Genomic DNA, 26,445 nt, shown 5'->3' with positions numbered 1-26,445 from the left:
TGATAATACGGTGAAGGTTACTGTGGAAACTACTGCTGTCAGCCATGCCCCTAAACTTTACCTTCGCCCTCAGTCAACAGCAAACTTTTGACCTGCGCTGTGATTATGGCTCGCGTTGCCTGGATAAAACGGAGTTGGCAGCACTAATTGATTTGTGCGAGCAAAATTATTACACTCAACAAAAAGATTATCTACCTTATCTCACCCAGTTGGGACGGCAACTTTATCAATGGCTGGATGGTAAAGAAGGTTGGTTGAGAAAGGCGCTGGATGAGGCGGATGAGCAAACGATTCATCTAGATTTAATTAAAACCAGCGAAGCGCAGGGGTTGAACCCAGAAACAGAACGGGTAGCCTTGGGATTGGGACATTTGCCTTGGGAGTTGCTACACGATCTTGGAGGGTTTTTACTAGAACGCGAGGATATTTCCGTTTTGCTAGTGCGTTGTGTGCAGCAGCGTCAAACTCAAGTGATTGGCGTGCAAAATCGCCCCTTGCGGTTGCTGTTCATGGCGACTTCTCCTGAAGATCCCAGAGTTGCGCCATTAGGGTTTGAGCAGGAAGAAGCGAATATTTTGCAAGCAATCAAAGATCAGAATCAGACCATAGATTTGATTGTCGAGGAAAGCGGCTCCGTTGCAGAGTTAGCCAATTTGGTGAAATCCTACGAAGAAAACTATTTTGATGTCTTTCACCTCACGGGACACGGGATAATTTATACCAAAAAAGATTACGGCTCTTTGCTGCCAAAAGGTACAACGCTGGCAGACAATACCCCCTGCTTCATCACTGAAGATGAGGTGGGGAATATGCAACTTACTACTGTCAATGATTTAGCAAAAGCCTTTCGCGGACGCTGGCCGCGTGTAACTTTTCTCTCTGGTTGTCATACAGGACAGGTTCCTAACAAAGGGACAGTACCCTCGATGGCGCAGGCATTGGTGAGGGCGGGAGCAGGTATAGTTTTAGGCTGGGCGCGTCCGGTGTATGACCGCACGGGTATTGTAGCGGCACAGGCACTTTATCAAGCTTTGGCGACGGGGGCAACTGTTGAAGAAGCAGTCAAAGCGGCGCAGCAGGAGATGATTGAGAAAGAATGCACCGACTGGCATCTGTTGCGGATGTATCGGGATACGCGCCCCATTAACCAACTAGTGACTGCGCTGAGAACAAAAAATCGTGAAAAGCTGAAGTTTACAGCGCCAGAGCAAGAATTTTTGGATGAGAATAATCAAGTTAAAGTTGCCAGTCGGTTTGAGTTTGTCGGACGCAGACGACCTTTGCAACGGTGTCTCAAAGCTTTGCAGGAAACCAGCGACCAAATAGGCGTGTTTATTGCGGGGATGGGTGGACTGGGTAAAAGTAGCTTGGCGGCGCGGTTATGTACGCGGGTGCAGGCGCAGCGTCCTAACTTTGCACGAGTCGTGTTGATTGGGCCTCTGGATGAAATAGGTTTGCTGAATAAGCTGTCTAATAAATTTGAGCGGTTTGTAAATGTGCCCGCACTTTTGAATGAACCAAAGGTTTCTCTTAAAGGGCGGTTACAAAACTTTTTTGAGGCAATTGAAAACGAACACAACCAACCCTTACTGTTGGTGCTGGATGACTTTGAGCAAAACATCCCCGCAGCTAACATTGAAGATGGCTCATTGCGGATGACGGCGGAAGCTTACGAAATTTTACGGGCGATTTGTGCGGCATTAACAGAAACCGGGGCAGAAAGTCGGCTGATTGTCACCTGTCGCTATTTGAAAGAAGACACTTTGCCACCCCACCGCCTGCACTTGGAATCTTTGGCAGGGATGAGTAGTAGTGATATTGATAAAATCTGCTTTCCTTTAGATAAAGAAGTTAGGCAGCAGTTAAAAGATCAGAGGATTATTAATATTGCCGATGGAAATCCCCGCTTGCTGAAGTGGTTGTTAGAGGTGATTCAGCAGCCTGAACTAGCGGTGAATGAACTACTGACTCGCCTGGAAGATACTAAAGATAAATTCCGTGAAAATATCTTGGCACAAACTCTGTTGGATGCTTTGGAACCGGAAGAACAAAAGTTTCTTGCACGGTTGAGTGTTTTTCACTTGCCCGTTACTGTTGAAATCATCAATGCTATTTCTTCCTCTACCCCTCCTCTGCAAAAGCTTATCAGCCTTAGCCTAGTCGAGTTTTCCACCACTCACCCCACTCAGCTAGCTAATTACCGAGTGACGACAATTTTAGAACCATTGCTGGAATCAGTGTTAAGTGAGGAAGAATGGCAAGCAATGCGACACCAAGCGGTGAGGAAAATTTATCAAGTTTGGTGGGAGGAGTCTAAGCAAAAAATAGAAGCGCAAGCACTGGAAATTCTACGTTTGGGGTTGCTGGCAAAAGAGCAGGAAATTGCTGTCAGCATTGGAAATAGGATTGCAACCTATTGGCTAAACAATTCCCGCTTTGTGGAAGCTTTTGATTTATGTGAGCAAGTTCTGGCAGTTTTCCAAGACTACCGCATCTTGAGAACCGTCGCCCATGCCGAATATGTTTTGGGTTTTGTGCAAGAGGCTGTTGCCCATTATCATAAAGCTTTAGACCTTTGCCCTGAAAAGGAATTACAAGAAAAAGCCACTATCCTCAATAACATGGCTAGTGTAATCGCCGACCAAGGGGACATACCTAGAGTAATCGCACTCTGGGAGCAATCTTTGGAAATATTTGAGCAGATTGATGATGTCAAAGGTAAAGCCACTATCCTCAACAACATGGCATTGGTAATCGCCCAACAAGGAGATATACCTAGAGCGAGCGCACTCTGGGAGCAATCCTTAGAAATATCTGAGCAGATTGGCGATGTCAAAGGTAAAGCCACTACCCTCAACAACATGGCACAGGTATTCGCCCAACAAGGTGGCATACTTAGAGCCATCGCACTCTGGGAACAATCTTTGGAAATATTTGAGCAGATTGGCGATGTCAAAAGTAAAGCCACTACCCTTAACAACATAGCACTGGTAATCGCCCAACAAGGAGACATACCTAGAGCGATCGCACTCTGGGAACAATCCTTGGAAATAAAGGAGCAAATTGGCGATATCAAAGGTAAAGCCGCTACCTTGGGCAACATAGCACAGGTAATCGCCCAACAAGGGGACATACCTAGAGCGATCGCACTCTGGGAGCAAGACTTGGAAATATCTGAGCAGATTGGCGATGTCAAAGGTAAAGCCACTACCCTCAACAACATGGCTTCTTTTGCAGGTAAAACTGGAGATAAAGTTAGGCAATTAGAGCTAAATTTGCAAGCTGTTTCAGCACTTATACAGGTTCGTGCATACAGTGATTTGGTAACAGTTCTGAGTAATTTAGGCGTAGCAGATGAAAGTAACGGTTTGGTTTACCTAGCTCAAGCAATCTGGTTGACGCTGAAAATTCAAGCACCCTTAGAACAAAGCATTAGACTTATCCGTGTTTTATATAATAAAGTGCCTCAAGGAGATGAACTAAAAGCTTTGCTAGGAGCAACGGCAATGTTCTTTTGCAGCCGCCGAGGTGAAGGTCATCTCCAGTTAGAAGAACTTCAAAAGGATAGTTTCAAAATTATATTAGATGCGGCAAGTGCCCAAGGAATTGAAACAAAGGAAGCTTTCGATACTTGGTTTACCCAGCAAATTGATCCAGAATATTTCCTCCCTCGGCTCAATCAACGCCTAGAGGAGATTGTCGGCGATGGGTGGTTGTTTGACCGTAGTCAATTTGAGGTGGAGGGATAAGGGGAAATGCGATCGCGTTACTCTTAAATTAATTGACGACAATATAACCAGCTTATGCAATCCCTAAATATTACACTGCCAGATGCGATCGCTTAGGCAACTATGATTATTATTGGATTGCTGAGTGGGGAAATGCGATCGCGTTAATCTAAAATTAATTGACGACAATATAACCAGCTTATGCAATCCCTGAATATTACACTGCCAGATGCGATCGCTAATGCTCTAAGTGCTTACATTGGCGATCAAGAAGTTTCTTTACCTGCTAACGCTATCGTAGAAAATGCCCTCGAAGAATTCCTCAGCCAACGTGGTTATTTACCTCCACAAAAGCAAGGTTTACGCCTAACTCCTGCATCCAAGGGAAGTGGATTTAAAGATACGTCAGTAAATCACGATAAAATTCTAGCTGAACAAACGTTTTCGCAGTCATTGCCACCAAACACACCTTGAGAGCCGTAATTGCTGACACTGGGCCTTTATATGCTGCTGTAGATGTAGACGACCAATATCATGAGCGATCGCAAGCCGAACTACAACGTATAAATACAGAAAATTTAATAATTCTAGTTCCCTTTCCTATTTACCTGGAAACATATAATCTTTTGCTATATCGTCTCGGAACTGAACAAGCGATTAGCTTTGCTAGACAATGTATAGGAGCGGTTCATTTCGTCAATCCTTCACAGGAACGATATATAGCAGCAGTTGAAAAAGCTGCACGTTTTCCAGATCAACGCATTACTCTCTGCGATGCTGTCACTGCCATTTTGTCAGAAGAAATGAAGCTACCAGTGTGGACGTATGACTATCATTTCGATTTGATGCTGGTTCAGGTATGGCGATAAGCAACTATGATTATTGCTGGATTGCTAAGTGGGGAAATGCGATCGCGTTACTCTTAAATTAATTAGCCACAATGTAAAAAGTTTCTGCAATCAGTCCTCTAGACTCATTCACGAGTATAAAAGACTCGTTCACGAGCATCAAAGACTCGTCAGCGAGTATAAAAGACTCATTCACGAGTATAAAAGACTCGTTCACGAGCATCAAAGACTCGTCGGCGAGTATAAAAGACTCGTTCACGAGCATCAAAGACTCGTTCACGAGGATCAAAGACTCGTCGGCGAGTATCAAAGCCTCGTTCACGAGTATAAAAGACTCATTGGCTGTTTGGTAGAGTATGTTAGCAACAGCATAACGCAGTAAAAACATCTTAGAAGGTGCTTTACGGTCCTAACGCACCTACCAAGGTTATTAATCTACTTCATACATCTGCTTATGTTTGGCTAAAAGCTCTTGATATTTCTCATTTGTCTTTGCTTCTACCCACTTCGCTTTAAATATTGCTGCCGATTCCGCTTTCACTGGGTCAACTTCATAAGGAAGAATTTCTTTTTTGGAACCTGAATCTTCCGAATTCTGTTTATACTTCCTGCCGCTTTTATGATTAGCATAACGGCGAGAGCGAGTATAACCCATTTGGATAAACTTTCGTGCCATATCTGCGCCGACAAAATCATCTTTATCTAAATAATCAAGAAACATCTCATAGATTTTTTCACTCGACTCTCTAGCAATCTCAGGAGTTTTGAACCGCCAGTAAGGAAGAATTTCTGATTTGTATGGTTCAACCAAAAGTACACCCTGCTCACCCTTCCCCACGCGATAGAGTTCAGGATGTTGGCGAAAATCAATATTTTTAAAGTCTAAAGAATAATCAAAAGCCATGATAGATTTTTATTAGAAATAGTAAACTTTAAAAAAAAGTTCAACTTCTATCTAAGTATTGAGATTTTGTTAATTATGCTATCTAGCACCCAATCCCTGAACAGTGTTATTGCGCCAGGAAGTCTGCGTAGAGTACATCACATTGCCCTCAACGTCAAGGATATGCAAGCCTCGCGCTATTTTTATGGCACAATCCTGGGTTTGCACGAACTCACAGGCGACGAAGTACCTGCAACCCTAGTGGAACTAGTCGCATCTGGGAAAGTAGCCAACTTCATCACCCCCGATGGTACAATTTTGGATTTATTTGGGGAACCAGAATTATCACCACCAGATCCCAATCCAGAAAAGACCTTCACTAGAGCCTATCATCTAGCTTTTGATATCGATCCGCAGTTATTCGATCGCGCGGTGACAGTGATCGGGGAAAATAAAATAGCGATCGCACATGGCCCAGTCACTCGTCCTACTGGTAGAGGAGTGTATTTTTACGATCCAGATGGCTTTATGATTGAAATTCGTTGCGATCCAGATGTCCATTAAATAATTATTTGTCAGTAAAACTATGGCCGCTAAAATCACGGAAATATTTAAAGTAATTGAAGACACGATCGCAAAACCGCCAATTCCACACGAACCATACAAGCAATCATTGAAAGCCTGGGCGATGTATTGTTTGCGAGACAAAGGTTTTATAGTCGCTTATGCTCAAAATGCCGACTTTGCCATTGAAAGAAAACGTGAAGAAAAGCTATATTTCAAAGTTTCAAATAGCCCCGATGATTTAGATAATTCTCTTAACTGGATTGTTTGGGATAGTGTCACCAAAAGCGCCAGTCTCATTCCCCAAAAAATAGACTAATACCAGAAAATGGCTGTGACTATCTTCCTTCCCCAGACAACTGCTGCACAAATCTTTGATGTTCTGGCGAATTTAATCCCAACTGCAACACAGCCAATACTTGCTGCATATTGCCAGCAAGGAAATCGGGCATTGATAACCACAAACCAGGAAATACTTGACTTTTGATAATTCCATCTGCATCCACTTCCAAGGAGACATATTCTCCTTGTTGCAGGCGAAACCAATCTAATTTGTTTTCAAATATTTGCCAAACAATATATTCTTTTACTCCATTCCGCCCATAAACTTTTTTCTTGTCATGTAAATCAATAGCAACACTGCTAGCTGCTATCTCTATTACAAGTTCTGGCGCACCTTCGATGTAATCATCATTACTTAAACGAGATTGTCCTTGAGATGTTGGTGTGATTAATAACACTCCGTCTGGTTGCGGTTCATTGTCTCGATCTAATCGGACTGTTGGCTCAATTCCCAATCTCACACCAGGGGTTGATGCTTCATAAACTCCCAACCAAGTGATTGTATGACCATGTGGTTCAGCATGACTTTCAAAGCGTAATGGGGATGCCAAGTATACAACTCCTTCAATTAATTCTGCCTTTTGATGACGGGGCATTGCTTGATAGCGTCGTTCAAATTCGTAGCGAGTCAGGCGATCGCCATTTTCTAAATAAGGAATTCGCTGCTTGAATGATAGGTTGACCATGATTTTCCTAGATAGCAAGAAGTTTTACTTTATTATGGCTTGACACCTTAATTACGAATTACGAATTACGAATTACGAACTTGTACTGAGCGTAGCCGTTGGCGCAGCCTCTCGTAGAGAAGTATTACGAATTAGTATTGGGTTTCTCAAACACCATTAAATGCTGTTGAGGTAACGAGTTTTTAGTTTCCCGCCAAACCAAACCAACAGCTTGCATTTCTTGGCGAACTTGCTTTTGAGTCATCTTGTGCAGACGTTTAATCATAATAAAAGGATTTTCACCCCGATACTCAACCAGCACCACATTCCCACCTGGTTTAAGTGCTTTCACAATTCCTTGCATCACTTCTTGGGGATACTCAAGTTCATGATAAGCATCCACCATTAAGGCTAAATCGATACTTTCAGATGGTAAGTTGGGGTCAGTAAAAGTGGCTAAAATTGGCTCAACATTGGTGATATTTTTCTCTTTTTTGAATAACTCAATAATTTCCAACATTTCTGGCTGAACATCTACAGCTACCACCTTACCTGTTGTTAATAACGGCGCGATGCGAAAGCTTAAGTAACCTGTACCAGCGCCAATATCCGCCACCACATCATTAGGTTTGAGATTGAGGAGGCTGACTACCTTACTTGGCTGTTCTTCTCGCTCTCGGCTGGGACGTTCTAGCCAGCCAGCGCCAGTGTATCCCATAACTTTGGCAATTTCGCGCCCCATGTAGTATTTGCCGATACCATCTGGACTGTGGATTATCCGTTGTTCGTAAACAGTGGTGGATGAAGACGCTGCTTGTGCTGTCAGGGTTGGGTTCAGCAGCGAACAACTCAAGATCGCAACAAGAGGTACTATAAAGTGGAGAAAATTTAACATTTGGTTATGACCGATATGGATATTTATAAGCAGCAACTAAAAGAATTTTATGGTAGTAGAACGACTTATGACTATGAAAAAGATACTCGCCATCCTTTAGAAGCCAAGCTTTTACTTGAATTTGTTGGGCTACATTCGGGACAAAAAATCCTTGATGTGGCAACTGGAACGGGTTTAGTTGCGATACCCGCATCTGAAAAAGTTGGTTCAGAGGGCTACGTGATTGGAATTGACATGACCCCTGGAATGTTGCATCAAGCAAGACTTAAGATTGCAGCAGCAAGATTACAAAATATCGAGTTGATTGAGGCAGATGCAGAATATTTCAACTTTAGTGATAGTAGTTTTGATGTTGTCTTTTGCTGTGAGGCAATTGTACTTTTTCCTGATATAATTACTATTTTAAAAAAGTGGTATCGCTTCTTGAAACCAGGAGGATTTGTGGCATTCACCTGTCCTCCCGAAACTGCTTTTATGGCCTCTCTTCAGCAGAGGATCTGCGCTAGAGTTTTGGGTGTATCGCTACCACATATCCTTGAACCACTGGGAACTCCAGAAAAATGTCGGAAATTGCTTGTTCGGGTAGGTTTTAGAGATATCGAAATTAAGATTGAACCATCAGGACGTTATCACCCTCTTAGTGATAACAGATTATCGATGACAGTAATTAATATAAATTTTAAAGGCAATCCTCTGTTGTCAAAATTATCACAAGAACAATTAAATCAATTGCAAGTTGAGTACAAAGCAGAAATTGAGAAATTAGCAACCGAGCAAGGTCTTTGGATAGACACTACAAAGTTCTTTGTTCGCGCTCAAAAATAAGTTGATGAGCAAAGCTTTGTTCTTGAACTTACAGCTTCGGGCGATCGCAGATGATAATCTTGCGATTAATAATGACAATGACATTTTAATCTCCTAGACCGATGTGCAAGTAAACATTTTCAGGATTTACTTGAACAGCCCCTTGAAAAATTTGTAATCCAACCTTTGGACACTTATATGCAAAACCTGTCCCTAATATTAGTACCTGTACTCGCTGCCCAGAAAGCAGCAGGTGACGGTTTAATTAAACCTCTCGGTCATCACGAACTGCTGTTGGTGCTAGTACAACTGTCACTATTGCTTCTCGTAGCGCGGGGATTAGGTGAGTTGATGCGCCGGATTAACCTACCGCCTGTTGTTGGAGAATTACTGGCGGGTGTGCTGCTTGGCCCTTCTCTATTTGGTTTACTTCTTCCAGATTTACAGGCGCACATCTTTCCCAAAAGTCAAGAACAGTCTAATTTACTTTCGGTGATTTCTTGGTTAGGCGTGTTATTTTTGCTGATTGTGACTGGGTTGGAGACGGATCTCAAGCTGATTCTGCGTAAGGGTAAAACGGCTCTGTTGATTTCACTGGGCGGAATTATTGTCCCGTTTATCACCGGATTTGGACTGGGCTGGCTATTGCCAGATAGTTTTTTAGCCGATCCAGAAAAGCGATTGGTATTTAGTCTATTTATCGCCACAGCAATGAGTATTTCAGCAGTACCAGTGATTGCGAAGGTTCTGATGGACTTAAACCTGATTCGCCGTGACATTGGTCAAGTTACCTTAGCTGCTGGGATGACTGACGACACCATCGGCTGGATTTTACTTTCTGTGGTTTCAGGTTTAGCTAGTAGCGGCAAATTTGACCTGGGGACAATTTTCCATTCTGTGAGCGCGGCCATATTATTTTTAGCGATCGCCTTTACAATTGGGCGTACTATTGTAGACCAGATTTTGCGCTGGGTTGATGACTACGTTGGCGGCATCGCCGCGAGTATGTCAGTTGTGCTGATTCTTGCGCTCTCGGCAGCAGCACTTACCCACGGATTAGGTCTAGAAGCGGCATTAGGTGCTTTTGTAATGGGGATTCTAGCAGGTCAATCCCGCCGCTTTAGCAATGAAGCTGGACACATGTTAGAAGTCTTCACAGCAGCCTTTCTAGCGCCAATTTTCTTTGCTTCAGCGGGCTTGAAAGTTAATTTGCTAGCTCTGTTAGTCCCTCAAACATTGATATTTGGCTTGATTGTTCTCGCTGTCGCTTGTATTGGTAAATTTACAGGTGCTTACCTTGGTTCTCGTGCGGGCGGCTTGAGTCATTGGGAAGGTTTGGCGATGGGTTCCGGGATGAATGCTCGCGGGGCGATGGAAATTGTCGTTGCCACCATTGGTTTATCTTTGGGAGTGCTGAATCCCCAGATGTATTCGATTATTGTCATGGTAGCGATCGTCACTTCCCTAATGGCTCCACCCCTGCTGCGCTGGACTTTATCAAAAGTGGTTATGGGTGAAGAGGAAGCTCGACGTTTGGAACAAGAAGAACAGGATAGCCGCAGCTTTATCAAGCAGATTCACCGTATCTTAATACCTACTAGTGGTGGCCCCAACATCCAACTGGCGGCGCAACTAGTCGGTTACATGGCTCACCAAAACTCGATAGAAGTTACATCTCTATATGCCCTGAGTGATAAGCAACCTCAAAGCAAAGCCCGCCGGATGGAGGCAACCCAGGTTAAAGATACTGCCGCCGAGCAAGCTCTAACTGCTGTGACTGAGGAAATGCAGCTACCTGCTGATACCACCTTGCAAACAAAAACGGAGTCCGGGCGTAATAAAGCGGAGGTAATTTTGAATGAAGCAAACAAAAACTATGACTTGATTGTACTGGGAGCTTCGGAACAGATAAGCCCCCAGAAAGCATTGTTTAATTTGCTTGTCGATCGGGTTGTCCAAGAAGCGCCTTGTGCAACGATGGTGGTGAAGTCGCATCTACCCCAACCGAAAGACGAGATATGCAAAATCCCTCAACAACAGCTGAAAAAGATTTTGGTGCCAACGGTAGGGACAGAATATAGTAAAAATGCTGTAGAGATGGCAAGTACGATCGCAGCTCAAACCGGGGCATTAGTGATGATCGTTAACGTGATTAATTTGCCACAGGTTGAGTATATTCTTTACGAACAGCGATCGCTAGCTCCAGTGAAAGAAATTGCTCACGATATGCTCGAACAGCAAGCAGTAATTTCCCGCAATCTGGGCGCTGATGTCAAAACCTATATTCTTCAAGGAACCAGCCCAGAAAAGGAAATCCTCAAGTTTGCCAAAACCGAGGAAGTTGACCTAATTATTCTAGGGAGTAATATCCGCATGGTTACGGGTCGCGTTTTCTTCGGTCATAGAGTCGATGCAATTCTGAGTAAAGCTCATTGCCCAGTAGCAGTAATTACTGTACCTTAAGAGTGCTGAGTAGTGAGTATAAACCCAGTTGCTTCAAAGCTTTGAGCAATAAACTATACGTTAATTTGATAGACATTGGAGTAAAAAAGAATGTAGAGACGTAGCACTGCTATGTCTCTACAAGGGTTCTGGATAACGCATATTTAATTTCACCAGATATCTAATAGACTTATCCAAAAATCTGAAATGTTTACTATACAATGCTTTTAGCGATTTTAATGGCTTGCGATCGCTTGCGCTTGGTGGACGCAAGAATAAGGCTTTAGGGGAATTAATCGAGCTAATTTATCAGTTAGCAAGGAAAAGATAGAAAGAGTGAAAATTTATTTTTTCCCGATAAACTCAATTATTAACAGATAAAAACCATGAGCAATTAAGTCGCAATCTGACAAGTCCACATACTGCCATTATTACCCGATTATAGCGATGACGAGATAAACGAAATTTCTCACTCGCTACTCGAAATATTTTCACTCGACATATCATGTGTTCAACACCAATTCTCCGTGAAGATAATTGTTTATTCTGTTCTTTTTGCAGTTGTGAAATCTCTGATTTTTTGGGTTTTTTATGTGGTGTAGTAATTGCATTATCTCCGATATAAGCTTTGTCACCAATAAACTTTTGTTCAACATTGAATTTATGCCGTGTTTCTCGAAATAAACCTATATCGCTTGTTTTACCTAATTTACCAACATATACATCAACAATATCTTCTCCCTTTGGCAGCACAATAAACTGATTTTTTAGAGTGTGCATTTTTTTCTTACCAGAATAATATTGTTTCTGGTTTTGGTAGTCCATAGGTCTTTCTATGGCTTGCTCTGCGCTATCTACAATTAATTCGTATTCACCAAGTATTTTACGTAAATTTTGATATTTTTTGCTATCTTTTTCTACTTCTTCTATTTGAGAGGCTGGTAAAACTTCTCTTAAAATTTCTACCCAATAATTAAATGTATCATTAGCTTTTGTTTTGGAGATGTCAAAGAGTAAACCTAATATTTCAAAAATTGGTTTTTGTCTAAGATAAATTAGGCATAAGCAGATCCCTTCTTTTGAAGATATCTCCGGTTTTCGTCCACCCCCAGGGGCAATAATACGAGTTTTATTCCTTTCGATTTCTGCACGTTTTTCTAAATGGCATTTTTCCGCTAAACTTACTAATGCTAAAAATTGCTCATAATCAATACCGATTAATCGCTTTGCTTCTTGCGGATGTGATTCAATTCTTGCCAGAGGACTTGTCATTATTCAATATACATATTTCTTAATTCTTGGTTGATTATCCCACAAAGCTTATATTAAGGATAGGTCTAATGATTTGGTCTTAGCGCGAAGCTCTGGATGTTACCGATCTTTGTAAATTAGCTAGAGCGCGATTGTAATCCAAAATAGCTGCGACGCGATTACCTTCTGCTCTTGTCAGGTCATTTTCAGCATCAATTACCTCTGTTTGAGTGCCCACACCAGCTTGGAACCTCAATCTTGCTAAATTCAGAGCTTCTCTTGCTTGATTTAAGGCCACACTAGAAGTCTGCACATTATTTAAATTAGATTGCAATTGAGCATAGTACTGTTCTACATCAAAGCGAATTAGGTCGCGCTGGTTAGCAAATTGAGTCTCTGCGATCGCAATATTAGCTCTCGACTGAGCCGCCCTTGCTCTTGCTGCTCCCCCATCAAACACCGTTAGATTTCCTTGAAGTCCTACTGAATAGCCATCAGTAATGCTGACACCATCATCATACCGATCTAGCAGATTGTAGTTTCCTGCCAAACTAACTTGCGGCCCTAGCTGTGAAAGTGCCTGTCGTCGCTGTTGCTCGCTAATGTTACGTTGTGCTAATTGCTGTTGCAACTCTGGACGATTTTGAAAAGCTTGGACAATACTTTGTTCTACCGTCTGCTGCCAAAGACCCGCTAATTGTACGGGATCTGAGGCACTGATCTCAGATGACTGCGATAAACTTAACAACGTGGCAAGCTGACGACGGGCAATTTGCTGCTGTGAGATCGCATTAGTAAGTAGTTGTTGGGCATTTGCTAAATTTACCTGAGCTTGCAGCACATCGAACCGCGTCCCCACTCCAGCCTGTTCTCTAGCCTGAGTATCTCGCAAACTAGCCTGGGCATTTTGCACAGCAGACCGATTAATTCTGACTTGCTCATCTGCTTGTTGCAAATCGTAGTATTGAGTGGTGGCATTCAACCTAATTATCAAAGACTGACTTTCAACATTTAATTCATCTATCCGTAGCTGTTCCTCTGCGGCTCGGATAGTCGCTAGCGTGTTCCCAGAAGTATAGAGATTATAATTCAGTTGTGCTGAACCATTAAAAGATGTGCTGGCTTGAGATGAATTGTTTCTAAAACCATTACCACTATTAGTCACACTACTGTTAATACCAAGAGTAGGAAATAAGGCAGCTTGAGACTCGCGTAGCGCCGAGCGACTGCGTTCTAGCTGTAATATAGCTACCTGTAAGTCTCGATTGTTGCGTTTTGCGAGTTCTAAAGCTTGTGCCAAACTGATTGGTACAGTTCCCTGAATCCTTACTTCCTCCGGTTTAGTCGGAAATTGCAGAGGATTGGGGCTGGGGTTGAGGCGATCGGGAACTTGTACAGAGCTTGAAGAATTCTGTGCTTTTGGCGGAGTTGCTGCACTTGCTGCATTTGGAAAAAGAATCGCGATTGCGACAGTAACCCAGGTAAAATGCACGAATAATAAGCTGAAATTCATAATCTAGATATAGTAATTAATTAGGTTCTTTTGAGGATATAATCAAAAGTTTTCATCCTGATTGACCTACAGAGATTTAAATCTTAAATTCTTCCTCCAAGGGTTGATCTTAACAAATTAGCCGACAATCAAACCATCCTGAACTCGGATAATCCTTTGGGTTTGAGCAGCAATATCAGGTTCATGAGTGACAATCACAATTGTGATCCCTTGGTTATTAAGTTCAGTCAGTAAATTCATTACCTCATGGGAAGTTTCAGTATCTAAAGCTCCTGTTGGCTCATCTGCCAAAACTAATGCAGGTCGGTTGACCAAAGCACGAGCGATCGCTACCCGTTGTTGTTGTCCGCCAGAGAGTTGACTAGGACGGTTAGATATGCGTCCCCCTAGTCCTACCTTTTCCAAGGCATCTAATGCCCTTTCACGGCGTTTTGACTTAGGCAAGTTAGCATAAACCATTGGTAACATAACATTTTCTAGCGCTGTCGCCCGCGCCAATAGGTTAAATTGTTGGAAAACAAAACCTATCCTTTGGTTGCGGATATAGGCTAATTCATCATCATCAAAAGTCGTCAGGTTTCTGCCTTCAAAAATATAGTCTCCAGTTGTGGGACGATCCAGACATCCCAAAATATTCATCAGCGTGGATTTTCCCGAACCTGACGCACCCATAATTGAGACATATTCCCCTTCCTCAATCGAGAGTTCAATCCCCTTGAGTATGGGAACACTAACTTCTCCCAAGTAGTAGGTTTTAGTAATAGATTCCATCCAAATCATTGTTGGCATAAGAATTACGAATTACGAACTTGTACTGAGCGTAGCCGAAGTATTACGAATTATTTAGTCGCTTCTTAAAGCGTTGATTGGATCTAATTTAGATGCGTTTCGTGCTGGAATCACGCCAGCGATTAAGCCAACGGTTAACGAGAGTACAAAGCCAGCAACAATCGACAAGAAAGAAATTACAAAGGGAAATTTGAAAACGTTTGCAGCCACAAAGGCTAATAAAACACCAGTCACCATACCAATACCTCCGCCGACGATGGAAATCACGATCGCTTCAGCTAAAAATTGATTGAGAATGGCTGAATTAGTAGCTCCTACCGCTTTGCGAATCCCAATTTCCCGCGTCCGCTCGACCACAGAAACCAGCATAATGTTGGCAATACCAATACCACCAACTACCAGAGAAATTCCAGCGATCGCTACCACCATGACTGTAAATAAACCCACAATACTAGTAAAGGTACTAACAATATCAGCTTGATTAGTCAGTCGAAAATCATCAGCTTGTGGCGGATAAATGTTATGACGCAGCCGTAAAAGATTGGTGACTTGAAACTGAGCGGCTTCTAACTCTTCCTGATTAGCGCCTTTGACTAGAATTCCATTTACAGAAACGCCCACCAGAGCATTGTTCCCAACTAGTCTCTTCGACATACTAGTTAGAGGAATAAAAATCTGGTCATCTCGATCCATCGGCCCCTGAGCGCCTTTAGGTTCCATCACCCCAATCACTTCGTAAGCCTCTCCTTGAATCCGAATTTTCTCGCCGATCGGATTTTCACCCTGTCCAAAGAGTGTTTTTTGAACTGTAGGGCCAAGAATGGCCAGCTGTGCAGCAGTATCTAGTTCTTCCTGAGTAAAATATCTCCCTTGTTGGGGGTGAGTATTTCTGACTTCTGGGTAGTTCAAATCAGTGCCATAAATGGTTGTTGAGGTGTTCTGTCCTGCATAGACAACTTGAGCAGTCCGTTGGAGATAAGCAGAAACCATCTGTGCTGATGGCGCTTGTGTTGCGATCGCTTTCGCATCTTCCCAAGTCAAGGTACTGCTAGAACCTACTCCTTGACGGACATTCCCGCTTCTTGCCGCACCCGCCAAGATTTGGATCACATCTGTACCCAATGCTTGTATCTGTTGCTCAACCCCCTTTTGCACTCCCTGACCGACAGAAGTAATGGCAATCACTGAAGAAATCCCAATAATCACGCCCAACATAGTTAGACCTGTGCGTAATTTGTTACTCCACAGAGTCTCTGCCGCCATTGTCAATATTTCGAGCAATGGTACTGTGCGGGTATTCTTCGCTTTGTAAAAGCCCTTAAATATCTTAAACATAATGTTCTATTTAAAACTAACTTTAAGGGGAACCACCGCCTTGAGAACGACCACCACCACCTGAACCGCCGCCGGAACGACCTCCGCCGCCACCTGCTCCTCCGGCTCCTCCACCTCCACCTAGACCAGGGAAAACTCCTCCTCTTGGTGTTGATTGCGGACGCGATCCTGGTGGGAAACTGAGCAGCACCCTTTCGTCTCCTGTCAATCCAGACTTAACTTCGGTAAAGTTATTCGCGGTGACACCAGTCTCGATGCGAGTGAACACAGGTCTGTTATTTTTTCCTGGCACAAACACGCCTGTGGCATTTTCTTGGCGTACCACTGAGGCTGTTGGCACTACTAAAACATTTTGAACTTGACCGACTTGAAAATCTACTTCCGCATTCATCCCAGACCGCAGTAGTCTTTGAGGGTCTGAAAGTGATACTCTCACTTCAAAACTGGTGACGTTTTGCTCCACTATTGCTTGGGCAGCAATTTGGCTTACTTTACCTTCAAAGGTTTTTCCTGGGTAGGCATCTGCTTTAATCGAGACTTTTTGACCAAGGCTGATTTTGGAAATATTTGTTTCCGCTAAATTGGCGACAACTTCATTTGTAGAAGCTAGAGACAAGATTGAAGAAGAAGAAGAAGAAGCTACTTCACTACTGGCAGTTGTAGGTGTCACGAAAGCACCTGGATCGGCAAACTTCTTTGTCACCACACCATCAAAGGGGGCGCGAATGATCGTGTCATTGATTTCGGCTTGGATGTTTTGCAGCGAACCACGAGCCGATGTTACCTGGGCGCGGGCTGCGTTAATATCTTCTTGGCGCGTTCCGGCTTTCAGGAGTGCCAAAGCTTGCTGTCTCTGCTTCACCACAGCTCGTGCTTGCTCAACATCTTCTGGACGCGATCCAGCTTTTTGCAAACCCAGTGCTTGCTGTGCTTCATTTACATTAGCTTGGGCGCTGTCACGATTGGAGCGGTTTTGATTTAGAGTCTGAAGGGAAATACCGCCTGCATTGTAAAGTTGCTGATTGCGAACAAAATCATCTTCTGCTTGGCGGAGGGCGGCTTGAGCGCTTTGCAAGCGTGCCTGTGCTTGACCAATATCTTGAGAGCGATTCCCTGTTTGTACCTTTTGCAGATTCGCTTCGGCTTCGTCTAATGCTCCCTGTGATTGGGCAATATCTTGAGGACGATTACCTGCGATCGCTTTTTGCAAATTCGCCTCGGCTTGTGCTAATTGTCCTTGTGCAGAGGTAAGTTGCCCCCGGAGGTTGGAATCATCCATGTAAGCGACAATCTGTCCTTGTTTGACGATATCTCCTTCTTTCGCCAGCAGGCTTTTCAAGATGCCGGAATTTTTCGGGCTGAGGTTGATTGACCGCTCAGGCTTCACCGTTCCGTTCGCTGAAACTGTGATTGTTAAACTCTGCCTTTCTACAGGTCTTGTCAGCACCCGGCGGCTGGCTTGTTGACGGGAAACAACCGTTACTTGGTAATAAACGGCATAGCCAATTCCACCTAAAAGGCAAAGAGCAATTAGCCAAGAGAGCCAATTACGTCTGCCCTTTTTTTTCTTTACCTCTGGAACTATAACTGAGGAATCTACGGTATTTGCTGTATCAATTTTCATATCCATTTTGTCTATAAGGAACGGCTACCGAGCTACTTATTCACGGCTAAAACTATAGCCTGGTAGCCTAATACTGACAATGATTTTGAGTTTTTAGTGTTTAAAGGTTTATTTGCAATACTAATCCACTAGGAAGTCTGAAGTAATCATCACGCACTCTCACTAATCTCCCAGCAGGAATAATTTCTTGATTGGGAAGCAGAATATCCCCGTTAGGAAGTCTGAAGTAACCTTGATCGCGCAGTCTGACTATGGATCTAGAAGGAATAATTTGCCCATTGGGATATCTGATATCACCATTACCAAGTCTGACTACTCTGCCATTAAATTGGTTGTCACGATTCCAATTATCCCGATCTCTGGGGTTTCTGACTTCTACAGGATAGGGTCTGCCATCACGGTTCCAATTATTATCCCTGTCTCTAAAGTTTCTGACTTCTCTAGGATTGGATCTGCCGTCACGGTTCCAATTATTATCCCTGTCTCTAGAGTTTCTGACTTCTCTAGAATTGGATCTGCCGTCGCGGTTCCAATCTCGATCGCGATCGCCACCAACGTAGACTTTCGTCTGGGCACTTGCAGGTGCAGTCAAGAGAGTAGGAACAATTATCAGGGCAGCAGCAGCTAATACTATCGATATCCGGTTTGGTTTCAACATGAAATTGACTCCTTATTTACAAGTAAAGTTCTATTCTGCTGAGATATGAATTAAGCAATCTTAGACAGTTGCTTTTTTTTGATATCAAAGTGTTTAATATTTACCTCATCGTATAAATTCATACATAATAATTATCGGTCAAAACGTCCAGACTGATGTATGACCAAAGTCATTAGTAATTCCAGACTGATGTATGACCAAAGTCACCAATTTTTTTAATGGGCATTATGCATTGGACATTGGGATTAGGGTAGAGGTGATAGGTGACAGGTGATAGGGAATAATCTGTACCCTATTCCCTACTCCCCGCATCCCTTTCCCCAAGATTGGTAAGATTTTGCTACCGCCAACAGCGCAGATCGTTTAAGCTAGCTGAAAGATTCTTTGATTAGTGGCTTAAAGGCGGTAGTGTGCCTAAACATGTTCGTTTGATTTCTCTTTTAATGGTCTGTAGTTTATGGAGTATGCCAAAAGCCGCTAACGCGCAGGCATTAATACCCCATACACTGCAACTAGATGCGACAAAGTTAGAAAAGCAGGGGTTGAGCTTGGCACAAGAGGCGGCTCAACTAGCTCAGTTTCAACAGGTTGACTTAGCTTTGCCACGAGCGCGGCTGGCTAGTCAACTGGCTCCGGGGAATGATAAAGTGTGGTTGCTCTTAGGTGGATTGCAACTGCAAACGAAAGAGTTTGATAACGCGATCGCCAGTCTGAAAAAAGCACAATCTATCAACCCTAAAAATGGCGATATTTTGTTTGCTTTGGGTTCAGCAAATTTTCAGCAGAAAAATTACCAGGCTGCTGTTGTCAATTATCAAGATGGTTTGAAATTAAAACCCAACGATCCAGAGGGTTTATTTGATTTGGGTAATGCTTACTATTTGCTGGGTAAATTGCCTGATGCGATCGCCCAGTACGATAAAGCCGTCTCCCAAGATAAAAAATTCTGGCCGGCGCTCAACAATATTGGCTTAATCAACTACGAACAGGGTAATATCCCCGAAGCGATTAAGCGATGGCAATCTGCTGTAACCCTTGATAAACAAGCCGCAGAACCTTTATTGGCCTTAGCCGTGGCACTGTATACTAAAGGCGAGCGCCAACAAGGACTAACCTTGGGAGAAGCTGCACTCCGTATCGATTCGCGCTATGCTAATTTGAATTTCCTCAAAGAAAATCTCTGGGGCGATCGTCTACTGTCTGATACGAAAAAATTCCTAGAATTACCCCGTATTCAAGCAGCCATACAGCAACGAGAAAACTCATCATCAGCGCCTACGCCTAGAAAACAGCCTACTCAATAGGAGTGGGGAGTTAGGAGTTAAAAGTTAAAAGTTAGGAGTTGGGAGTTAAATATTTCAATTCATAACTCCTAACTCCTAACTCTCTTATTGCCACTTGCCTAATAGTACCTTTTCATAGTACATCTATACTAAATAAATACAGGAACTAATCGCCCAAAAACATTTGCGGGCGAGTATTCCTGAAATAAGTCTTTAATTCTCAGTGTTCGTCTGTGGGTAGAAGTGCGATGATTTGGTCAACGAACTGTTGATGGTCAACAACTGGCTTAGAAATGTAGCCATCAGCACCGCTTTGCTTGAGAAAGTTCTCGCGATCGCCTTCCATAGCATGTGCTGTCACCAGAATCACAGGTAAGTTTGCTGTTTTTGGATCGGATTTTAACATTTGTGTAATCTTGATTCCATCAACCGACTTGCCTTGGTAAACACTTCTGGAGAGAGAAACATCCATCAAAATCAGGTCGGCTTCTCCTGATTGGGCAATTTTGATGACTTCTTCGACATTTTCAGTGTGTTTCACACCCAAGCCACCACGCTTGGACAAAATTTTGGAAAAAACACGAGCATTAATTAGATCGTCTTCGACAATTAAAACAGTTTTCATGAGAATTTTAGTTATAGAGGTGAGGAGATTCAAGAATTCCAGAATACAAAATTAAAGATTTGCAATCATGGTAAGTATCATAGCTACTAAGTTTATGTAGATTATACTCGTGTGCATCCTTTTTAATAGTCAATATGCATCTTCGTCATCAAGGATGATACTACTGCTTTTTCTTCTGTGACTATCAAAATTTTGTTATGAATCTCATTTCATCCGTTATGCTGTGGTTGCCGCAGTGTTGAGTTCCATCGGCTTTTGTGTAGTTAAATTTCAGGGAAAAAACTCATGGCAAAACAGTTAAACCTTCTCTCAACGGGACAGGTAATTCCAACAGCCCTGCACACCGAGATGCAACGGTCTTATCTAGAATATGCCATGAGCGTGATTGTCGGGCGAGCGCTACCAGACGTGCGTGATGGCTTAAAACCAGTGCATCGGCGCATTTTGTATGCAATGCACGAACTCGGTTTAGTACCAGATAGACCCTATCGAAAATGTGCCCGTGTAGTGGGTGATGTGTTGGGTAAATACCATCCCCACGGCGACCAATCAGTTTACGATGCTTTAGTCAGGCTGGTGCAGGATTTTTCTAGCCGCTATCCCTTGCTGGCAGGACACGGTAACTTTGGCAGTGTCGATAATGACCCGCCAGCGGCGATGCGCTACACAGAAACGCGCCTCGCACCGATCAGCCATGAGGGAATGCTGACAGAAATTGGTGAAGAAACTGTGGAATTTGTCGGGAACTTCGATAATTCCCAGCAAGAACCAACGGTGTTACCTGCTCAGTTGCCGTTTCTGTTACTCAATGGCTGTTCTGGTATTGCTGTGGGAATGGCAACAAATGTACCACCCCACAACTTGGGGGAAATTGTCGATGGGTTGATTGCTTTAATTGACAACCCAGATTTGCCAGATGAAAAATTATTTGAGCTAATTCCAGGGCCAGACTTTCCCACTGGTGGAGAAATAATTGGTGAGACGGGAATTCGGGAAGCATACACCACAGGTAAAGGTGGAATTCTGCTGCGGGGAGTCGCGACTCTGGAGGAAATTCCAGCCAGTAGGGGAAGCAAGCGTCGGACGGCAATTATCATTACAGAATTGCCTTATCAAGTGAATAAGGCTGCCTGGATTGAGAAGGTAGCGGACTTAGTAAATCAAGGACGCTTGCAAGGAATTTCCGATCTTCGGGATGAGAGCGATCGCGAAGGGATGCGGGTGGTAATTGAACTCAAACGCGATACCAATCCCCAAGAAATTCTCCAGCATTTATATCACCAAACTGCTTTACAGATGACTTTTGGGGCGATTCTCCTCGCAATCGTGGATGGACAACCCCGCCAATTAAGTTTGCGTCAACTGTTGCAGGAGTTTTTGAAATTCCGGGAAGAGACGCTGAACCGTCGCTACAATTACGAGTTGGCTAAGGCCCAAAGTCGCGTGCATTTGGTAGAAGGTTTGCTGAAAGCGCTGTCGAGTTTGGATGAGGTAATTCAAATTTTGCGCCAAGCTCCCGATGGTAGTACGGCAAAAATTAATCTTTGTAGCCAACTGGATTTGAGTGAGGTACAAGGAGATGCAATTCTCGCTATGCCGTTGCGCCGCCTCACTAGTTTAGAACAGCAAAATTTGCAGCAGGAATTTGAGCAGATTAGTGGACAAATTAGTTTATTGGAGCAATTACTCAACGATCGCCGCGAATTATTGAAGGCGCTGAAAAAAGATTTGCGATCGCTCAAGCGCAAGTACAACGATCCCCGGCGGACAAAAATTGGAGAGGAGCAGAAGTCTAGGGCAGAGGAGCAGAGCGGCAGAGGGGCAGAGGGGCAGAGGAGCAGAGGAGCAGAGGAGGAGGAACTTAAATCTTCGGAACCAGTAGAAGAAGCGATTTTAGAATTTACCCAACGGGGTTATGTTCGCCGCACTCAGCCATCTGGGAGAAAGTCAAAAGCTGAAAATGGTCTGCACGATAATGACTTTATTATCCAAACTGTGTTGACCGACACAGGGAAAGACTTGCTAATACTAACTGGTGGCGGCAAAGTCTATCCGGTAAATGTAGGAGAAATTCCCCCAACGACTGGGCGTTCTCCACGAGGAAAACCTTTGATTACGATGCTCAGTAGTACTGCTCAAGGCGCTCAAGAAGCTGTGGTCAGCCGCTTTTTGCTGCCGGAAAATCTGGAAACTAGACAGATGATTCTCTTAACAAAACAGGGAAGAATTAAGCGTCTGTCTCTCGCAGAATTTGCTAACCTGACTCGGCGCGGCATCACGATTTTGAAGCTCAAAGATGATGATGAATTGTCATTTACCCAATTCACCGCTCCAGGGGCGCATCTGATTTTAGCTAGTTCCGGTGGGCGAATGTTGCGCTTTGCAGTCAATGATGAACAATTGCCGATTATGGGTCGCACAGCGATGGGTTTACAAGCATTTCGGTTACTGAAAAATCAGCAAATGGTTGGCTGTGTGACTGTCGGTAAAGATGACCAACTGCTACTAGTTACTCAAGAAGGATATGCCAAGCGGATGGCTGCGAGTCAGTTAAGAGCGGCTAATCGCGGCGATTTAGGTACACAAGCGCTGAAATTTGCTAGCAAAACTGACAACTTAGCTGGTATGGTAATGGCGATCGCATCTGGCGAAGTAGCTTTAGTAACTAATAAGGAGCGGGTAGTGCGAATCCCTGTGGAAACAGTGCCGCTTTTAGGGAAAGATGTCAAAGGTGAAAGCATTATCCAACTCAGCCGCGATGAAAAAATCATTACTGTGGCTGAAGTGCGATCGTAAATTAGAGTGATGTTCAACTTCCGACAAGCGAACTTGCAGGATTTAGAGGCGCTAATCCAACTGCGTCTCCAACTCCTGCGAGAGGCTGGCGAGATTAAAGGTAATTCTGACACCACAAACCTAGCAGAAGCAACTCGAAAATATCTTGGCGAAAAAATGCCGTTGGGTGAGTTTTTAGCTTGGGTAGCTGAAGTGGATAACCAAATTGTTGCCACTAGCGGCTTGGTATTTTTTCAACGACCCCCTTACAACGGCAATCTCTCAGGCTTAGAAGCCTACGTTATGAACGTTTATACAATTCCGATGTGGCGAGGACAGGGAATTGCAACAGCATTATTAAAGGAAATTATTAGCTTTGTGAGAGTAACTGAGGCAAAACGCCTCTGGCTTCACACTACTGAGGATGGTAAACGTATCTATGAGAAGCTTAGTTTTGTCTCGACTTCAAAAGAAATGGAAATTGTCTACTACTGAATTTAATTATCAATAATTTTTTATTTTAAAATCCAAAATATATTTACGGTCAAGCAATATCAATCAATTACTTGATAATTAATTTTAATAAGATTATATTGTTTATCAAGTAAAAATCTAGATAACATTTCTTCTGTCTCAGTAAATCTCACTGAAGACTGATGTTTTAATTTGTATAAATAGCTATTTCTCTTTATGTCAAGGTCTAGAAACAAAAGTATAAAAAATGTTGCTTTTCTAAAAATATTTGTTATATTAGTTTACATAAGGCAATAAACCTTAAAAATTAAGTTTGGAGTCCTAACCATGACAAATGCAAGCACAACAAAAGTCACTACTCCTGTAATTGAAGATCGCAACGCTTGGCGTTGGGGCTTTACCCCACAAGCAGAAGTTTGGAACGGTCGCTTGGCAATGATTGGCTTTTCAGCAGCCGTTTTGGTTGAGGCTTTTTCTGGTCAAGGCTTCCTACATTTTTGGGGCATCCTGTAAGTTTTAATATCAAAGATGACCTATAAATAAAAAAACCTGGAGTGCTAATTCACTTCCAGGTTTTTTATTTTTTTGTCATTTGTCATTTGTCATTTGTCCTTAGTCATTTGTTTAAGGATAATGACCAATGACTAATGACTAATTGACTACCGAATATATTCCTTGAGAACGCTGTTGCGATTTGGATGGCGTAATTTGCGGAGTGCTTTCGCCTCAATTTGACGAATCCGTTCGCGGGTGACGTTGAAAATCTGGCCGATTTCCTCAAGGGTTTTCATGCGACCATCATCCAAGCCGTAACGCAGTCTGAGAACATCACGTTCGCGTGGGCTGAGACTGTCGAGAACTTTTTCAAGGTCTTCGCGCAGAAGATTTTTGGAAACTTGGTCTTCTGGTGTCTCACCGTCGGATTCAATAAAATCGCCTAATCGAGAATCTTCTTCTTTACCAATAGGCGTTTCTAGTGAGATAGGTAACTGGGCAGATTTAGCAATGAACCGCAACTTCTCAATAGTCATTTCCATGCGAGTAGCGATTTCTTCTTCAGTGGGTTTGCGACCCATTTCTTGAGATAGTAACTTGGTAGTTTTCTTAATCCGAGAAATGGTTTCGTAAAGGTGAACTGGAAGACGAATTGTGCGGGATTGATCTGCGATCGCACGGGTAATTGCTTGACGAATCCACCATGTTGCATAGGTGGAGAACTTATAACCTTTTTCGTGGTCAAACTTTTCAGCGGCACGAATCAAACCGAGACTGCCTTCCTGAATTAAGTCCTGGAACGACAAACCACGATTCATGTATTTCTTAGCAATTGAAACTACAAGACGGAGGTTAGATTGCACCATCTTGTCTTTCGCCCGACGACCAACATGGAGGCGATAACGAAAGGCTGGTAGTGGCAGTTGTACTGCTTCTGCCCATTCACTATCTCGAGGATCGCGATCTAATTGCTCACAGAGTCTTTCGCGGACTCTCTCTAATTCCAGCAAATCGGCTATTTTCCGCGCCAATTCAATTTCTTCGTCTGCCCGCAACAGACGAATTCTACCAATTTCTTGCAAGTAAAGCCGAATTGAATCTTCGGTATAGTGCTTTTTCTTGCTTTGTGTCCGACGACGCGATTTAGCGGCTTTTCCAGACTTTGCGTCGTCCTCATCAGACTGAGGCTCTAAAAATTCCTCGTCACCTTCATCGATGATCAGCAAGTCCTCTTCATCGTCTATTAAGAGTTCTTCTAACTCGAGCTCAGGCTGATTCATTATTTCTAGGTCAGGCTGATATATGCTTTCGAGTACGTTGTTAGCCTGGTTCATGCCGCGTTCCTCATGCTCCTTGCAGAATCAATTACTCAAGATGTGTTTACTGCTCTTTTAAACGAGCCAATTGCCAACCGAAAATAAGTTTTTTGGCAGATTTGCCAGAGATATTTTCGGAAGTTTTACACCTCCGGTAGGAGGGTTTTTACTTTAGTTTAAGCGAATACTAAAGGTTACTTGCTCACTTTAGTAAATGTTATATGTGTTGCTATCACATATTGCTTTCAACTAACTGGTCAAAAAAATACTTGCCTTTATCAAAAAAATTGCCACTCTATACAAATGAGTTCAGACTGTTGGCAGATTTTCGTATAAAGACTCTTCCGATTGTAGCCTGTTTCACAGAAATTGCACTCTTTTTGTGTATTAATCATGAATTCATTAAGTAACCTTTAGCTACTTTCACCAAAAAGACATTGAAAACGGGATTTATACCCGGAAATTCTTTCTCCACTTTTCGGAATTGCAGTGACGCTCTTATTACATTACGAAGTAAGTACGCTTGCTCCTGCCGAATTTCATGTATTTTACACAACATTAATTACTGAGAAAGAGTGCATTTTATGTTAACTCAGACTATTCGTCTTAACCTACCCATTTTTACATTTCCTTCATAAATTAAGCATCCCTTAGACTAAAACGGGTCTTGTCCTTGGGTAAATACAACAACGGTGGTGGTGCTTGCCTGAAAGCAGTTAACCTTCTGCGTACTAACTACCTTAACTGAGGAGTTGAGGCGCTGGCAGAATCGACCCGATCGGAGATCAATTTAGGTTTACTAATTCGGTCTTATTCACACGTTAGCGCACTGTGGCGATTTCAGCCCTATGAAACTTGACAAACTTTTTTTATTGTATACAAGGATATTTTAATCAATTCAAAAACAATTTGTCCTGTGAACTTGCCAATATCGTCTTATCCTAGGCAAAAGTACATTTAGATACATACGATACGATCGCGATCGCCACGGCACTACATGAAGATATTAACAAGTTTTCAGCCTTATGGTGTGTATTTCCAACAGCTATTACCTCGAACACATAGAACCCAGCAGATTACCTGATGATTTAGTTACAAAGCTTTTTTGCGTAAATCAATTGTAAATTTCAATACTT

At 43.0% G+C, this 26,445-nt stretch carries 23 protein-coding genes; 11 read left to right on the top strand and 12 right to left on the bottom strand.

The window, feature by feature from the left end; genetic code table 11:
* Positions 1-44: 44 nt before the first annotated feature.
* The 3 genes from CDG76_RS33855 to CDG76_RS33845 all read left to right on the top strand — a co-directional run bounded on the left by CDG76_RS33855 (position 45) and on the right by CDG76_RS33845 (position 4,597).
* Positions 45-3,749 (top strand): tetratricopeptide repeat protein, encoded by a 3,705-nt coding sequence (locus tag CDG76_RS33855; protein WP_094353207.1) that lies wholly within the window; start codon positions 45-47, stop codon positions 3,747-3,749.
* A gap of 180 nt (positions 3,750-3,929) precedes the next feature.
* The gene (locus CDG76_RS33850) at positions 3,930-4,202 is read left to right on the top strand and encodes a hypothetical protein (protein WP_094353206.1); all 273 of its coding nucleotides are present in this window, start codon (positions 3,930-3,932) and stop codon (positions 4,200-4,202) included.
* Positions 4,199-4,597 carry a type II toxin-antitoxin system VapC family toxin gene (locus tag CDG76_RS33845; RefSeq protein WP_094353205.1) on the top strand — a complete coding sequence of 133 codons (399 nt, stop codon included), beginning with the start codon at positions 4,199-4,201 and terminating at the stop codon, positions 4,595-4,597. The genes CDG76_RS33850 and CDG76_RS33845 overlap by 4 nt, the downstream gene beginning before the upstream one ends.
* Before the next feature lie 58 nt (positions 4,598-4,655).
* Here CDG76_RS33845 and CDG76_RS33840 read toward each other — a convergent pair whose 3' ends face one another.
* Complete coding sequence (locus CDG76_RS33840) at positions 4,656-4,964, bottom strand: hypothetical protein (protein WP_094353204.1); 309 nt, start codon at positions 4,962-4,964, stop codon at positions 4,656-4,658.
* 42 nt (positions 4,965-5,006) lie between these two features.
* Positions 5,007-5,480, bottom strand: coding sequence for a DUF4385 domain-containing protein (locus CDG76_RS33835; RefSeq protein ID WP_094353203.1), 474 nt, complete (start codon positions 5,478-5,480; stop codon positions 5,007-5,009).
* Between the two features lie 75 nt (positions 5,481-5,555).
* Between CDG76_RS33835 and CDG76_RS33830 the strand changes: the two genes are divergently transcribed.
* Together CDG76_RS33830 and CDG76_RS33825 are read left to right on the top strand one after the other, a co-directional pair.
* Entirely contained in the window at positions 5,556-6,023 is a 468-nt protein-coding gene (locus tag CDG76_RS33830) for a VOC family protein (RefSeq protein WP_094353202.1), read from the top strand.
* 22 nt (positions 6,024-6,045) lie between these two features.
* On the top strand, positions 6,046-6,342 hold the full coding sequence (locus tag CDG76_RS33825) for a hypothetical protein (protein ID WP_094353201.1): 297 nt from the start codon (positions 6,046-6,048) through the stop codon (positions 6,340-6,342).
* A 19-nt stretch (positions 6,343-6,361) separates the two neighbouring features.
* Here CDG76_RS33825 and CDG76_RS33820 read toward each other — a convergent pair whose 3' ends face one another.
* Both CDG76_RS33820 and CDG76_RS33815 read right to left on the bottom strand, forming a co-directional pair.
* A complete protein-coding gene (locus tag CDG76_RS33820) occupies positions 6,362-7,051 on the bottom strand; it encodes a Uma2 family endonuclease (protein WP_094353200.1) in 690 nt (229 codons plus the stop codon).
* Positions 7,052-7,175: 124 nt separating this feature from the next.
* A complete protein-coding gene (locus CDG76_RS33815; RefSeq protein ID WP_190241070.1) occupies positions 7,176-7,925 on the bottom strand; it encodes a class I SAM-dependent methyltransferase in 750 nt (249 codons plus the stop codon).
* Positions 7,926-7,931: 6 nt separating this feature from the next.
* On the opposite strand from CDG76_RS33815, the gene CDG76_RS33810 reads away from it, so the two are divergent.
* Positions 7,932-8,750 carry a class I SAM-dependent methyltransferase gene (locus CDG76_RS33810; RefSeq protein WP_223265507.1) on the top strand — a complete coding sequence of 273 codons (819 nt, stop codon included), beginning with the start codon at positions 7,932-7,934 and terminating at the stop codon, positions 8,748-8,750.
* Positions 8,751-8,927: 177 nt separating this feature from the next.
* The gene (locus tag CDG76_RS33805; protein ID WP_094353198.1) at positions 8,928-11,192 is read left to right on the top strand and encodes a cation:proton antiporter domain-containing protein; all 2,265 of its coding nucleotides are present in this window, start codon (positions 8,928-8,930) and stop codon (positions 11,190-11,192) included.
* 342 nt (positions 11,193-11,534) lie between these two features.
* Here the strand turns inward: CDG76_RS33805 and CDG76_RS33800 are convergent, their stop codons facing one another.
* From CDG76_RS33800 to CDG76_RS33775, 6 genes are all read right to left on the bottom strand, one after another.
* The gene (locus tag CDG76_RS33800; protein WP_094348222.1) at positions 11,535-12,443 is read right to left on the bottom strand and encodes a transposase family protein; all 909 of its coding nucleotides are present in this window, start codon (positions 12,441-12,443) and stop codon (positions 11,535-11,537) included.
* 79 nt (positions 12,444-12,522) lie between these two features.
* Positions 12,523-13,935, bottom strand: a complete 1,413-nt coding sequence (locus CDG76_RS33795; protein ID WP_094353197.1) for a TolC family protein — start codon at positions 13,933-13,935, stop codon at positions 12,523-12,525.
* Positions 13,936-14,052: 117 nt separating this feature from the next.
* On the bottom strand, positions 14,053-14,724 hold the full coding sequence (locus tag CDG76_RS33790) for an ABC transporter ATP-binding protein (protein ID WP_094353196.1): 672 nt from the start codon (positions 14,722-14,724) through the stop codon (positions 14,053-14,055).
* A gap of 54 nt (positions 14,725-14,778) precedes the next feature.
* Complete coding sequence (locus CDG76_RS33785) at positions 14,779-16,059, bottom strand: ABC transporter permease (RefSeq protein WP_442946405.1); 1,281 nt, start codon at positions 16,057-16,059, stop codon at positions 14,779-14,781.
* Between the two features lie 22 nt (positions 16,060-16,081).
* Complete coding sequence (locus CDG76_RS33780) at positions 16,082-17,683, bottom strand: efflux RND transporter periplasmic adaptor subunit (protein WP_094353195.1); 1,602 nt, start codon at positions 17,681-17,683, stop codon at positions 16,082-16,084.
* 100 nt (positions 17,684-17,783) lie between these two features.
* On the bottom strand, positions 17,784-18,341 hold the full coding sequence (locus CDG76_RS33775) for a hypothetical protein (protein ID WP_094353194.1): 558 nt from the start codon (positions 18,339-18,341) through the stop codon (positions 17,784-17,786).
* 410 nt (positions 18,342-18,751) lie between these two features.
* Between CDG76_RS33775 and CDG76_RS33770 the strand changes: the two genes are divergently transcribed.
* Entirely contained in the window at positions 18,752-19,645 is an 894-nt protein-coding gene (locus CDG76_RS33770; protein WP_094353193.1) for a tetratricopeptide repeat protein, read from the top strand.
* A gap of 199 nt (positions 19,646-19,844) precedes the next feature.
* Here the strand turns inward: CDG76_RS33770 and CDG76_RS33765 are convergent, their stop codons facing one another.
* On the bottom strand, positions 19,845-20,249 hold the full coding sequence (locus tag CDG76_RS33765; RefSeq protein ID WP_094353192.1) for a response regulator: 405 nt from the start codon (positions 20,247-20,249) through the stop codon (positions 19,845-19,847).
* Between the two features lie 285 nt (positions 20,250-20,534).
* Here CDG76_RS33765 and gyrA point away from each other — a divergent pair, with 285 nt between their 5' ends.
* The 3 genes from gyrA (at position 20,535) to CDG76_RS33750 (ending at position 24,011) form a co-directional block, all read left to right on the top strand.
* A complete protein-coding gene (gene gyrA / locus CDG76_RS33760) occupies positions 20,535-23,045 on the top strand; it encodes a DNA gyrase subunit A (RefSeq protein WP_094353191.1) in 2,511 nt (836 codons plus the stop codon).
* A gap of 9 nt (positions 23,046-23,054) precedes the next feature.
* Entirely contained in the window at positions 23,055-23,519 is a 465-nt protein-coding gene (locus tag CDG76_RS33755) for a GNAT family N-acetyltransferase (protein WP_094353190.1), read from the top strand.
* A gap of 306 nt (positions 23,520-23,825) precedes the next feature.
* On the top strand, positions 23,826-24,011 hold the full coding sequence (locus tag CDG76_RS33750; protein ID WP_094353189.1) for a chlorophyll a/b-binding protein: 186 nt from the start codon (positions 23,826-23,828) through the stop codon (positions 24,009-24,011).
* A 146-nt stretch (positions 24,012-24,157) separates the two neighbouring features.
* On the opposite strand, the gene rpoD is transcribed toward CDG76_RS33750, so the two are convergent.
* Entirely contained in the window at positions 24,158-25,327 is a 1,170-nt protein-coding gene (rpoD, locus tag CDG76_RS33745; RefSeq protein WP_094353188.1) for an RNA polymerase sigma factor RpoD, read from the bottom strand.
* Positions 25,328-26,445: the final 1,118 nt, after the last annotated feature.

The organism is Nostoc sp. 'Peltigera membranacea cyanobiont' 210A (assembly GCF_002246015.1).
Taxonomy (GTDB): Bacteria; Cyanobacteriota; Cyanobacteriia; order Cyanobacteriales; family Nostocaceae; genus Nostoc.
The sequence above is the reverse complement of the archived record's forward strand: the minus strand, read 5'-3'. Positions and strand labels throughout refer to the sequence as shown.